Source organism: Burkholderia sp. HAN2018 (genome assembly GCF_024704855.1).
Classification (GTDB): domain Bacteria; phylum Pseudomonadota; class Gammaproteobacteria; order Burkholderiales; family Burkholderiaceae; genus Burkholderia; species Burkholderia cepacia.
The window spans coordinates 15,688-27,271 of the sequence record NZ_QOBB01000139.1 but is presented as its reverse complement, the minus strand read 5'-3'; the positions used below and the strand labels follow the sequence as shown (position 1 = coordinate 27,271).

General features: G+C 62.0%; 14 protein-coding genes. 8 read left to right on the top strand and 6 right to left on the bottom strand.

The genetic code is table 11. The annotated features are described in order from the left end of the window. The 5 genes from DPV74_RS27475 to moaD all read left to right on the top strand — a co-directional run. The coding region (locus DPV74_RS27475) for a formate dehydrogenase accessory sulfurtransferase FdhD (protein WP_205571947.1) at positions 1–329 on the top strand (329 nt) is incomplete at its 5' end. After that, on the top strand, positions 329–1,543 hold the full coding sequence (glp, locus tag DPV74_RS27470; RefSeq protein ID WP_119338319.1) for a gephyrin-like molybdotransferase Glp: 1,215 nt from the start codon (positions 329–331) through the stop codon (positions 1,541–1,543). The genes DPV74_RS27475 and glp, both read left to right, overlap by 1 nt. A gap of 205 nt (positions 1,544–1,748) precedes the next feature. Then, complete coding sequence (gene moaA, locus DPV74_RS27465; RefSeq protein WP_059695825.1) at positions 1,749–2,873, top strand: GTP 3',8-cyclase MoaA; 1,125 nt, start codon at positions 1,749–1,751, stop codon at positions 2,871–2,873. A 46-nt stretch (positions 2,874–2,919) separates the two neighbouring features. Beyond that, positions 2,920–3,492: a molybdenum cofactor biosynthesis protein MoaE gene (locus DPV74_RS27460; protein WP_021157914.1), complete on the top strand. Its 573-nt coding sequence runs from the start codon at positions 2,920–2,922 to the stop codon at positions 3,490–3,492. Positions 3,493–3,544: 52 nt separating this feature from the next. Continuing rightward, positions 3,545–3,802: a molybdopterin converting factor subunit 1 gene (gene moaD, locus DPV74_RS27455; protein ID WP_021157913.1), complete on the top strand. Its 258-nt coding sequence runs from the start codon at positions 3,545–3,547 to the stop codon at positions 3,800–3,802. A gap of 186 nt (positions 3,803–3,988) precedes the next feature. On the opposite strand, the gene DPV74_RS27450 is transcribed toward moaD, so the two are convergent. Further along, positions 3,989–4,387 (bottom strand): helix-turn-helix transcriptional regulator, encoded by a 399-nt coding sequence (locus DPV74_RS27450; RefSeq protein WP_240440027.1) that lies wholly within the window; start codon positions 4,385–4,387, stop codon positions 3,989–3,991. Between the two features lie 4 nt (positions 4,388–4,391). Here DPV74_RS27450 and DPV74_RS27445 point away from each other — a divergent pair, with 4 nt between their 5' ends. Then, complete coding sequence (locus DPV74_RS27445) at positions 4,392–4,745, top strand: fatty acid desaturase (protein ID WP_240440026.1); 354 nt, start codon at positions 4,392–4,394, stop codon at positions 4,743–4,745. A gap of 469 nt (positions 4,746–5,214) precedes the next feature. Here the strand turns inward: DPV74_RS27445 and DPV74_RS27440 are convergent, their stop codons facing one another. From DPV74_RS27440 to DPV74_RS27420, 5 genes are all read right to left on the bottom strand, one after another. After that, positions 5,215–5,724, bottom strand: coding sequence for a hypothetical protein (locus DPV74_RS27440; RefSeq protein ID WP_143066121.1), 510 nt, complete (start codon positions 5,722–5,724; stop codon positions 5,215–5,217). A gap of 95 nt (positions 5,725–5,819) precedes the next feature. After that, positions 5,820–6,170 (bottom strand): H-NS family nucleoid-associated regulatory protein, encoded by a 351-nt coding sequence (locus DPV74_RS27435; RefSeq protein WP_059695810.1) that lies wholly within the window; start codon positions 6,168–6,170, stop codon positions 5,820–5,822. A gap of 369 nt (positions 6,171–6,539) precedes the next feature. Continuing rightward, entirely contained in the window at positions 6,540–7,571 is a 1,032-nt protein-coding gene (locus tag DPV74_RS27430; RefSeq protein ID WP_059695812.1) for an extracellular solute-binding protein, read from the bottom strand. Further along, positions 7,568–8,419: an ABC transporter permease gene (locus DPV74_RS27425; protein WP_091921645.1), complete on the bottom strand. Its 852-nt coding sequence runs from the start codon at positions 8,417–8,419 to the stop codon at positions 7,568–7,570. Before DPV74_RS27425 ends, DPV74_RS27430 begins: the two co-directional genes overlap by 4 nt. Beyond that, a complete protein-coding gene (locus DPV74_RS27420; protein WP_091921643.1) occupies positions 8,406–9,275 on the bottom strand; it encodes an ABC transporter permease in 870 nt (289 codons plus the stop codon). The genes DPV74_RS27425 and DPV74_RS27420 overlap by 14 nt, the downstream gene beginning before the upstream one ends. A 638-nt stretch (positions 9,276–9,913) precedes the next feature. On the opposite strand from DPV74_RS27420, the gene DPV74_RS27415 reads away from it, so the two are divergent. Continuing rightward, positions 9,914–10,366 carry a GNAT family N-acetyltransferase gene (locus DPV74_RS27415; protein WP_059695816.1) on the top strand — a complete coding sequence of 151 codons (453 nt, stop codon included), beginning with the start codon at positions 9,914–9,916 and terminating at the stop codon, positions 10,364–10,366. A 15-nt stretch (positions 10,367–10,381) separates the two neighbouring features. Beyond that, the gene (locus DPV74_RS27410; protein WP_059695818.1) at positions 10,382–11,401 is read left to right on the top strand and encodes an AraC family transcriptional regulator; all 1,020 of its coding nucleotides are present in this window, start codon (positions 10,382–10,384) and stop codon (positions 11,399–11,401) included. Positions 11,402–11,584: the final 183 nt, after the last annotated feature.

Sequence of the window (11,584 nt, the reverse complement as noted above, 5' to 3'; positions counted from 1 at the left end):
TGCTCGACGTGTTCGAGGACGTCGGCCGCCACAACGCGCTCGACAAGCTGATCGGCCGGCTCGCCCGGCGCCGCGCCGACCTGCACGACGGCTTCGTGTTCCTGTCGAGCCGCGCGAGCTACGAACTGGTGCGCAAGGCCGCGCGGGTCGGCATCCCGATGATCGCGACGATCTCGGCGCCGACGTCGCTCGCGATCGACGTCGCCCGCGAAGCCGGCGTGCGGCTGCTCGGCTTCTGCCGCAACGACGGCTTCGTCGAGTACGTGTCGCCCGACGCCGTTCACCCCGACCAACCGGCGCTTGCGCAAGCACACCCGGACTTCTCCTGATGAAACCACTGACCGATTTCGATACCGCTCAGCAGCATTTCGCGAGCGCGTTCGCGCCGCTCGGGGCCACCCTGTCCGTCCCGGTCGCCGAAGCGGCAGGCCATGTGCTGGCCGCGCCGCTCACCGCCGTGCTCGACCAGCCGCCGGCCGACCAGAGTGCGATGGACGGCTACGCCGTGCGTCACGCGGATCTCGCACTCGGTGAGCCGCTGCACGTCGCGCAACGCTGTTACGCGGGCGACATGCCGGCGCCGCTGGCCCCGCGCACGGCCGCGCGCCTCTTCACCGGCAGCCTGATTCCACCCGGCGCGGACACCGTCGTGATGCAGGAGCATGCGCACGAGCAGGACGGCCGGGTCGCGTTCGACGCGCCGCAGCGCAGCGGCTCGCACATCCGCCGCCGGGGCGAGGAAGTGCGCGCCGGCGACCTGCTCGTGCCGGCCGGCGTGCGCATGGGCGCGATGCATGTCGGCGTGGCCGCCGCGCAAGGGTTCGCGCGTATCGACGTGCGTCCGGCGCTGCGCGTCGGCATCCTGACGACCGGCGACGAACTCGTCGCGTGCGGCCAGCCGCGCGCGCCGCAACAGATTTACAACAGCAATGCGCCGATGCTCGGCGCGCTGGTCTCGGGCACCGGCACCGAGGTCGCGATGAGTCTGCATGCCGCCGACACCGCACCCGCCGTCGATCGCGCGCTGCGCGATCTGCACGCGGGCTGCGACCTGGTGATCTGCGTCGGCGGCGCGTCGGTCGGCGACAAGGATCTGCTGCGCCCCGCGCTGGACGCACTCGGCGCATCGTTCATCGTCGCCGGCGTGCGCATGAAGCCCGGCAAGCCGGTTGCACTCGCGCGGCTCGACACGCGGCCGGTGGTGCTGCTGCCCGGCAACCCCGGCGCGGCGATGACCGCGTTCGCGCTGTTCGTCGCGCCGCTGATCCGCCGCCTGCAGGGGCGCGCCGCACGCCTGCCGATCGTGCCGTCGCTGCCGATCGACGGCGACTTCGAACCGGACGCGCAGCGCGAGCGCTTCGTGCGCGTGCACTGCACGGTCGGCCTCGACGGCATGCCCGTCCTCGATACGCTGCGCCAGCAAGGCGCCGGCACGCTGCAGTCGCTCGTGCAGGCGAGCGGGCTGGCCCGGCTGCCGGCCGGGCGACGCATCGCGAACGGCGACGCGGTACCGTATTACGAATTCGCGCCGTGGCTCGCATGAGCGCGACGCCCGACACGCGCTCGCTGCCGCTGCCGCGCATGCGCCGCGCGTCCCGCACCGCGAACTGTATTCCTGCAATTCGGGCGCGATTGTGTCCCTGCCGGAAAAACCCGGCGGACTATCCTCACGGGGAGGCTCGTCACGCGCCGTGCGCCGCCATTTCGGCATGCGCACGGCCGACCGGCGCCGCCCCTTCGCTTACTTCATGCAGGCCGACGAACCGATCGTGAATGCCATCGTTTCCGCCGCGCCGGCCGCCGCCGCAGCTTCCGGCGGCGCATCGCCCGGCGCCTTCCCCCGCCCGACCGACACGCTCGGCCGCCCGCTGCGCGACCTGCGCCTGTCCGTCATCGACCAGTGCAATTTCCGCTGCGGCTACTGCATGCCGCGCGAAAGCTTCGGCGCCGACTATGCGTTCATGCCGTCGTCCGAACGGCTGTCGTTCGCGCAACTGGAAAAGATCGCCCGCGCGTTCACGTCGCTCGGCGTCGAAAAGATCCGCATCACGGGCGGCGAGCCGCTGCTGCGCCGCAACCTCGAAGCACTGATCGAACGCCTCGCCGCGCTGACGACCGTCGACGGCAAGCCCGTCGAAATCGCGCTGACGACCAACGGCTCGCTGCTGGCCGCGAAAGCGCGTTCGCTGCGCGACGCGGGCCTGTCGCGCGTGACCGTCAGCCTCGATGCGCTCGACGACGCGATGTTCCGCCGGATGAGCGACGCCGACGTGCCCGTGTCGCGCGTGCTGGCCGGCATCGAGGCCGCGCAGGCGGCCGGGCTCGCGCCGGTCAAGGTCAATGCGGTGATCGAGCGCGGGGTGAACGACGACCAGATCCTGCCGCTCGTGCGGCACTTCCGGCATACGGGCGTGGCCGTGCGTTTCATCGAATACATGGATGTCGGCGGCGCGAGCTTCTGGTCGGGCGACAAGGTCGTGCCGGCCGCGCAGATGCGCGCACTGATCGATGCGCACTATCCGCTCGTGCTCGTCGGCGAACCGGCGCACGATGCGACCGCGATCCGTTGCGCGCACATCGACGGTGCAGGCGAGGTCGGCTTCATCGCGAGCGTGTCGCATCCGTTCTGCGGCACCTGTTCGCGCGCCCGCGTGTCGGCCGACGGCACACTCTATACGTGCCTGTTCGCGACGCAAGGCACCGACCTGCGGCCGTGGCTCGACGAAGCAGCGTCGAGCGCCGACCTCGCCGCCGCCGTGCGCGATCGCTGGACGCACCGCGACGACCGCTATTCCGAGCGCCGGGCCGCGCGGCCGGCCCGCGTGCCGGGCAAGACCTATCCGACCGTGCGCATGTCGCTCGTCGGCGGCTGAGCGCCGCCGCGCGACACCGCACGCGCCGCCAAATGGAGAGCCAGTCATGACGACCTTCACCGAATCCCCTGCCGGGCTGCCGGACGATCCGTTGCGTGCCGGCGGCCACCCGCCTCCCGTCGATGCGGCCGACCCGCACCACGAACCGCCGCCCGCGATTACCGCCGGCTTCGAAGTGCGCGTGCAGTACGCGCCGATCGACGCAGGCGCGGAGCTCGCGCCGATCGTTCGCAATCCGAATGTCGGCGCGGTCGTGAATTTTCTCGGCGTCGTGCGTAACGAAGGCGATGTCGACGATGTCGTCGCGCTCGAGGTCGAGCACTACCCGACGATGACCGAGCAGGCCCTTTGGAGCATCGTCGAGGAAGCCAGCGCGCGCTGGCAGCTCGAAGCGGTGAAGATCGTGCATCGCGTCGGGCGCATTCCGCTCGGCCAGGCTGTCGTGCTGGTCGTGGTGGCCGCCGCGCATCGCGCGTGTGCGTTCGATGCGTGCGAATTCCTGATGGACTTCCTGAAGACCCACGCGCCGTTCTGGAAGAAGGAGATCCGGCACGACGGCGAATCCGGCTGGGTCGAGGCGAAGGCGCACGACGACCAGGCGATGCGGCGCTGGGGCTGAGCCGGTCCACCGCGCGTTTTCCGATTCCGCCGACTCCATTCAAGACATCGCAATGAAACTGACGATCAAATACTTCGCAAGCATTCGCGAACAACTCGAGCGCGACGAGGAAACCGTCGAGGTCGACGCACGCGAACTCACCGTCGACGCGCTGCGCAGCACGCTGGCCGCGCGCGACGCCCGCAGCGCGGACGCGCTGCGGATGGACCGGCCCGTGCGCGCGGCCGTCAACCTCGAGATGGTGACGGGTGAATTCGTGGTGCGGGAGGACAGCGAGGTCGCGTTTTTCCCGCCGGTGACGGGCGGGTGACGTCGCGACGGGCGGAATCCCTCCGGTGCCGGATATGGGCCGGCGCGTGTCGGCTGCTTGCTCTTCGCGATACAGATTCCGGGTGCCGTGAGCCCGATGCGTACGCGCACATGTCATCTGGTTCGGCAGGCAACGCGCACCACCGCGATCGGCCCTCACGAGGACAGGATCGTCGCTGGAGACGCTTCACGATCGGGTTTCGGCCCGACGAAATTCGGACGGCGACATGCCCTCCCAGCGGATGAATGCACGGCGGAAATTCCCGAGACTGTCGTAGCCGAGCAGGAACGCGATTTCCTGCAGGCTGAGCTTGCCCGACTTCACGCTCTCGACCGCCAGCGCGTGGCGCACGTTTTCGAGTATCTCGCGATACGACGTTCCGTCGTCGGCCAATCGCCGGAGCAAGGTGCGAGGCGTCATGTTCAGCAGTTGGGCGGTCGACTGTTGCGACGGGAACGCGCCCACCCGCTCGAGCATCAGCCGCCGGCCCCTGGGCGCAAGCGCATGGGGCATCGGCGGGCCGCGAACGGGCGTGTACTTCCTGCTCTGCGCGTTGTAGGGCAAGGCGCTGCTGGAAATCGTCAACTACATGGAGCACTACTGTATCGTTCGCGATCCAGGCACGCCGGTCCAGCCACGCCATTCATGGAATACCAATCGACGCATCAGTTCGTGGTCGATGTTCAACCTGACGCGCCATTCGCATCATCATGCTCAGGGCGAAGTACCCTATCAGGATCTCAAGCCGTTTGCCGACGCGCCGACGATGATCGGCGGCTACCTGACGACGATCGTCGTCGCGATGATTCCGCCGCTTTCGCACCGGCTGATGACCCCCAAGGTACTTGCATGGAATCGCATCCATGCGACGGAACCGGAACGACGCCTCGCGGCCGACGCCAATGCGCGCAGCGGTATGACGGGGTTCGTGGCCGCGACGTGAAACAAGCCTCGCGCGGGCACGACGCGTAACGTGTCGCTGCGTTTCGCGCGCGTGACGCGACACGTTGAAATTCTCATCGAATCGCGATACGGCTCCGTTGCGAGGCCGACCGCGGCCCGCGGCAGCGTTTCGGCCGGTACGCTGAATGTGCCGGCGTCGAAATCGATTCCGGCACATTCTGTCGTTCAGTGTTTGCGGGAAGCGAAGCGTGTTGTACGCGGGAACGTGCGATCGTCCATCATTCCGGCAATCACGCGTTGCCCATACCGCCCGGCAACGTGGCGCGCATCAATGCAGCCACTTCATCACGATCGTCGCGAACACGACCATCGCGGCGCAGCGGATATTGCCAGCACCGTTGTCGGTCCCGGCCAAGCTCACAGGCATTCCTTCGCGGGGTCGCTTCATGCAACGGAAAAGAACACGCTTACGCGCTTGACTCCGAGAGGCCGGACTTTGAAACGTGTCTTCATCGGCATCGCGGGGAACGAGATTTTTCCCTGCGCTCTAACGTGAGCGAAATTTCCAGGAGATCACTTGCGAGTACTTGCGCCTGTTTCGCTTGCTCCGCGTGGCGCTTGAGGTCTTCCAACGGCGAACCCAAGTGATCCTCCGTTCCACCCATGAAAATCAAAACCGCAGCGTTGGCGTGGGCGCGGGCGCGTGCGGCGTGGAACTGAGCTTTCCGGACACGTGAGCCGATCAGGTCTATGTGAGCGCGAGTGCTCGGAAAATGCGCGGTCGGCAGCCTCGCGTGCCGAACTTCGAGACTTTCGAGTTCGGAGACACTCGCTTCCGCTCTGACGGCAGAAATGGTAGCGGCGAGGACCACATCGGCCCCGCTCGGATCCTCGACAAGATCGCTCGACGATTGAAGGCCGATTGGCTTGCGATTCGCCGCGGGAATGCAACTCGAAACCCGAGCACGAATGCGTCCCAACGCAACACGAATTCGGTCGAGCGACATGGATATGGACATGGCAGGGCATAAGCCTATGCATGAACCGGACCGGCACTCAGCGGCCAACGACCGTATTCGGGATGATGCGTGACGACGGACGATGGCATGGCAAGTCAACTCAGCGCATCGGTTGCCGATGATGTCGCCGGCTCCGCGATCCAATTCGACCGATGGATCAGGAACTGTTCCCTTGCCCGGCCAGCGATCCACCGAGGCTCTCGTCCCCGCCCACTCCATAAGGCGCCAGACTCCGGATCGCGATACTTTACAGTGGCCGGGCCGCGACGCTTGCCGCGACGCAGCTTGAGCTTGCGTTCAGAGAACAGGTCCTCCGGCATCAGGTCGAATTCCTCGATCAATTTTTGTATTTCCTTAACCGCACTCGCCAATTCCTGAGTGCGGGCAAGCTCAGCCTGCTTTTGAAGTTCCTGAATCTGCTCTTTCAAATCACGGTAGCTTTGCATATCGTATTCTCGAAGAGAAGAGCGCCAAGCACTCACCTTGGTTCTCGGATGTTGCGATCAATAAATATAGGGATGCGAATTATATGAATCAGACGCACCACACCCGTATGAAATCAAAAGCGCGATCGAGAGGGGGATCGCGAACCGCCTGCGCTGAGATCTCGCGAGTCGCCGAACACAGGCAGGGCCGGCGACAGATTACCGGCTCCGTGCCCTGGTGTTCGATCCCCGTTGGGGACGACAACCGCATTGGGTGATTCGGGCAGAGGCAGTGGCTGGCGCGCTTGCGCGGCGCGCCTCGTTCACGATCGACTCCACTTCTGCCAGAGCGGACCGGTCATCCGGGACACCATCGACGTTCAGCGCGCTTCATTGATTTCCCTTCAGCTTCAGCCAGACCTTGTTACGCAGTTGAATCGCTGCAGGTGAACACATCTTGTAAGGCTTGAGTCGATCCTTATACTGCTCCGGCGTCTTGATTGCAGGATTGTCATGCAGCGCAGGATCAATGTAGCGCTCCGATCCGATAATCTCGTTGCTGTACCGTAGCGCGTTCGTCACCAGCGCGATGTTCTCGGGTCGCATCATCCAGTCGATGAACTTGTAGGCCGAGTCGACATTTCGCGCTTTTGCCGGAACAAGCAGGCTGTCCATGAACAGCCGGACGCCCTCTTTCGGATACACGAATCGGATAGTCGGCAAGCGATCCTGTGCTCGCGCAGCCGCACCGTTCCAGACGTGCTGAACGATGATTTGCCTGGACGCGAGACGATCGACCGTTCCGTCGTTGCTATAGGTCTTCACGAATGGTTTCTGCTTCTGCAGTACGTCGAGGACGCGTTTCGCATCATCGGGGCGCTCGGTGCATTCATCCTGTCCCAGATACCAGCTCGCTGCCATGTACAGTTCCTCCTCGACGTCCAGATCGCCGACCTCGCCGCGAAGTGCGACGGGGGGCTCGAAGAACGACTTCCAGCTATCGTCGAGGCGTCCGCCCGGCACACGCGCGCTGTCGTAGGCAAACCCGGTCAGGACGACCGTGAATGGCATCGCGTAGTCCCGCTGGGGATCGAACGACGGATGACGGTACTCAGGCTTGATGTTTGCGACATTCGGCAACTTGCGCTTGTCGAGCTTGAGCAGAAGGCCGGACTTCACGAGCACCGGAACGTAGTAATCTCCGGCGACCACAACGTCGTACCCCCCTCCTCCTGCCTGCAGTTTCTGGGTCAGCGCTGCATCGCTCGCATAGGTGTCGAGTGTCGTCTCGATGCCGGTATCAGCCTGGAACTTCTTGAGCAAATTGACAGGCAGGATGTTCGGCCAGCTTCCGATATGTAGCTCGGCGGCCTGGGTCGTGACAGCGGCAAGAAGCAACATCGCTCCGATTGTTTTTTTCATGCTGTTCCTATTGCGTGGAGATTGGCGTGGTGTATCTCGGACTGCTCGGCCCTGGATCTTCTTTTACCTCGCGCACCGATGATCCAGACTACCGTCAGTTGGATTGTCGAAAGGCCGATGACGACGGTTGACACGGCGCTGACCTTGGGTGTGATTCCGATCTTCAATGCACCGAAGATATACATCGGCAATGTGGTCATGCCGGCGCCGGCGAGAAAGTAGCTGGTGACGTAATCATTCATCGACGCGACGAATGACAGCAAAGCCCCTGCGATGATGCCGGGTAGAGCCAAAGGCGCGGTAATTTGCCGAAATGCAGCCCATGGCGTGGCCGACAGGTCCGCGGCCGCCTCGAGCAGCGTGCGATCGATCGTCTTGAGTCTGGCCTTGATCGGCAGATAGGCCAGCGGCACACTGAACACCACATGAGCAAACAGAACAGCGCCGAATCCAAGCTCTGACTCGAACATCGAGAACAGCATCATGGTCGCGATCGCCAGCACGATTTCAGGTATCGCGAGCGGAAGCGCAATGACGAGTCCGACCGAATCGAAACCACGCCGGTCACTTCTCGACCACCAGGCGACCGCCGCGCTCGTCGCGAGCGTGGTGGAGAGCACCGTCGACGCCAGCGCCAGCAACAGTGAATTCTTCGCGGCGCGAACCAGCGTCGGATCGGACCAGGCCTCAACGTAACCTCGAATGCCAAACCCGTCCCATATGAGGGCCGACGGGCCGACGTTGAAGCTCATCGCCATCACGGTCAGCATCGGCAGATAGAGGAACACCAGCACCGCGCACGCGATCGCTGCGGTCAGCGGAAACCGGCGCAGTTCAGGCGAAATCATGAACGCGCTCCTGCCGTTGGAAGAGCGAACCTAGTCGAGACGCGAGCATCGCCAGAAGCACAGCGGTGAGCAACGCGAACGACATCGCGGCGCCCAATGGCCAATCCCGTCCGCCGGCAAACTGGAAGTCGATCAGATTGCCGATCATGAAAGCGTGGTTACCGCCGAGCAGACCCGGGATCGTATAGGAACCCAGCGCCGGAACAAAGACGAGCCCGATTCCTGCCATGATGCCCGGACGGCAACACGGTACGACGACATGGACAAGTACCGCCGGCTTGTGTGCCCCCAGATCGTAGGCCGCTTCGGCCAATCGCCAGTCGAAGTCATCAAGCGCAGCGAAGATCGGCAGGACCATGAACGGCGTGAACGCATAGACGAGACCGATCAGCGTCGCAAGATCGGTGTAGAGCAATCCGAGCGGGCCATGCATGAGGCCGGCTCGGGACAACATCTGATTCAAGAGGCCGTCGTCCGCAATGACGATGATCAATCCGTACATCTGGACGACGACGCAGGTCCAAAACGGGATCGTGATCAGGATCAGCAACGTGGCCTTCCACTTCAGGGAGCGCGTCGCCATGAACAGCGCCGTCGGGAACGCGATCAGCAGACATCCCGCGGTGGTCAGTACGGCCATGGACATCGACCTGATGAAAATGGCGAGATAACCCTGCTGAAGGACGCGTCCCCCATCCCAGTCCCGATCGAAGAGAATCCGCTCGTATGCCCCGGCAGTGAAGTCGCCCCACGAGACGCCGCCGAAGTCGCGCGGTGCACTGAGCGAGACCACTGCCAGAACGATCATCGGAAGGACAACGCCCGCGATCATGACGAGCGCCGTCGGGCTGGTCATTGGCCGCCATGATTTCAGCAGATTGAGTATTGGGACTCGGCGCACTGCCAACTACCTCAAATCATTCAGTTCGATTGGCAAGAAGCGTACCAAATCGATGGCATCATTTATAGTCGGCATGTGTGCCGATCACGCCAATGTGTTACCCCTGTGTGCCATTTCCATTATAAATTTGAGGAAATGTATTTTATTGCGGATTATTGCATATTTAGAAATTTCCGCGATCGAGTCTTACTGAGGGTACCATCCATAATTTTCGGGGCTAACCGAACATTTCGTCTAAATGTTCGGTCACGGTGCACAGCGTCATGCGCCGACGTCAAACCGGTAATTCGCGGGGTGTGCGACGACGTCGCCGGCAGAATCGCTTGACTCCAGACTCCGGAGCGAACACGTGGATGCCACAGTTTCCATGCAGCACCAACTGCACCATAGCGAACAACAAGCGACACACTTCAACCGGATCAATAATACTCACAATAATTCTGTTGACGGATGTTCGTTATGGTGCTCCGTTGACCACCACGGCTATCTGACACCCGCGATCACGTTCGTTGGAGAATTTGCAAAAATCGTGAGATAGTTATCCGAGTTTCGCCACGTAAATTTCACATAACGAGAAGAGAGACGGTAAAAACATGGCCACTGCTGAGCAGCTAGAATACCGACCGATGACTGAGCGCGACGTCGGCGCTTTTTATGATGTGCGATTCTCCGTGAGCGAGAATAGAATCCATCCCCACCAGGTTCATCTTCTGAACCGCAACCTCCTGATCGAGAAAATCAGGCAGGGCGGTGGCTGGATCTGTGAATGTGGCGACGAGGTCGCCGGGGTCTGTCTGCCAGTCATCACCGAGACGCCGTTCATCTCGGCCTTGTTTGTGGCACCTCAGTTCCATGGTGTCGGCATCGGCCGCGAGCTGCTTGCCCGTGCGCTTACATGGCTGAAAGACAAGGGAGTGAATCATGTCACCCTCGTGACCGATCCAGGCTCGCGGGCCGATGGCTTTTACCAGCGTCTTGGGTGGAAGCGCGGCGAATTGGACGAGTACGGGTGTCAGGTCGTATTTACAAAGTTGCTTGTGGACTAGAATCCAAGGAGTCGAATGAAGCCGGTAGCCGACGCGATTCGCCGCACTGCTGCGCAATGTCCAGCGCCACTGCACACCATCTTCATCACGCTCGATTTGATGAAGCGCATGGGTGTTCCGGTCGACGTCTTGCTGAAAGGCACCGGCATTTCTCCTGCAGACATCGAGCGACCCGGTGCAATGGTGACGCATGCACAGGAAATGGTCCTGTTTGCGAATGCGCTGGAAGCGACCGGCAACAGCGCGATCGGGCTGCATATCGGATATGCGATCCCGGTGACGTCGTACGGCCTGCGCGGCCACGCAATGCTGGTGAGCCCAACGTTGGGCGATGCGCTGCGCATGGGATTCGAGCACCCGTTGCTCGGGATCAGTTATTTCAGAATCCGGATAACCACAATAGGCGAGACCGCGAGAATTATAGTTGGCGGTTATACCTATCGTACCGACCTGCTTGTCGTAAATACCGATATGGTATTTACCGCCTTACGTCGACAGATACGCGATTTGATCGGACACAATCCCGATTTTTCCAGAATAGGGTTTGTTTTTCCCGAGCCGCCACACGCGAGTTCTTACGCCGAATATTTTGACTGCCCCATCGAATTCGAGGCCGACGAGAATTACCTCGAATTCAGCTCATCGGTGCTTGATATTGCCCTTCCGCTCGCCCATCCGATCGAATTCGAAGTAGCAAGGAAAGCATGCGCCAAGCGTGAATTTGAACTGGCGCACTGGGTTCCGTCCGACCTCATCGGGCGGCTGCTCGGTCTTATGTATGATGACCCTACGTGCCAGGATATTGCGGAACAATCCAGAAAACTCGGAATGTCAATGCGGAGTTTGCAGCGGAAGCTTCAGGAAATGGGCACATCGTTTAGCGACCTGTACGATATTGTCCGACAAGATCTGACGTCTCGGTATATTGCGGAAAAGGAATATACAATCAAGGAGATAGCCGCCAGATTGGGGTATAAGAATTCTTCCGCATTCAGTCGGGCAATGAAACGATGGTCAAAATTTTCACCTGAATGATCGCGACATTTCATTACCGCCCCTGCCTCGATTCCACATGCAAGAAGAAGTTTGACAACTTTTTGACTGTATGGAAAAGAACACGGCGGCGTGCACGCCGACACGACGCGCAATATGGGTAAATCCTGTCGCTTCCTCGCCAACCCGGCCGATAGTTCCGCCGTTCTGACCTGGTTCGGCGCG

Excerpts from the sequence above, each read along its gene's own strand:
- glp (WP_119338319.1), top strand. The coding sequence starts at position 329 with ATGAAACCACTGACCGATTTCGATACCGCTCAGCAGCATTTCGCGAGC.
- moaA (WP_059695825.1), top strand. The coding sequence starts at position 1,749 with ATGCAGGCCGACGAACCGATCGTGAATGCCATCGTTTCCGCCGCGCCG.
- DPV74_RS27460 (WP_021157914.1), top strand. The coding sequence starts at position 2,920 with ATGACGACCTTCACCGAATCCCCTGCCGGGCTGCCGGACGATCCGTTG.
- moaD (WP_021157913.1), top strand. The coding sequence starts at position 3,545 with ATGAAACTGACGATCAAATACTTCGCAAGCATTCGCGAACAACTCGAG.
- DPV74_RS27445 (WP_240440026.1), top strand. The coding sequence starts at position 4,392 with ATGGAGCACTACTGTATCGTTCGCGATCCAGGCACGCCGGTCCAGCCA.
- DPV74_RS27440 (WP_143066121.1), bottom strand. The coding sequence starts at position 5,724 with ATGTCCATATCCATGTCGCTCGACCGAATTCGTGTTGCGTTGGGACGC.
- DPV74_RS27435 (WP_059695810.1), bottom strand. The coding sequence starts at position 6,170 with ATGCAAAGCTACCGTGATTTGAAAGAGCAGATTCAGGAACTTCAAAAG.
- DPV74_RS27430 (WP_059695812.1), bottom strand. The coding sequence starts at position 7,571 with ATGAAAAAAACAATCGGAGCGATGTTGCTTCTTGCCGCTGTCACGACC.
- DPV74_RS27425 (WP_091921645.1), bottom strand. The coding sequence starts at position 8,419 with ATGATTTCGCCTGAACTGCGCCGGTTTCCGCTGACCGCAGCGATCGCG.
- DPV74_RS27420 (WP_091921643.1), bottom strand. The coding sequence starts at position 9,275 with ATGACCAGCCCGACGGCGCTCGTCATGATCGCGGGCGTTGTCCTTCCG.
- DPV74_RS27415 (WP_059695816.1), top strand. The coding sequence starts at position 9,914 with ATGGCCACTGCTGAGCAGCTAGAATACCGACCGATGACTGAGCGCGAC.
- DPV74_RS27410 (WP_059695818.1), top strand. The coding sequence starts at position 10,382 with ATGAAGCCGGTAGCCGACGCGATTCGCCGCACTGCTGCGCAATGTCCA.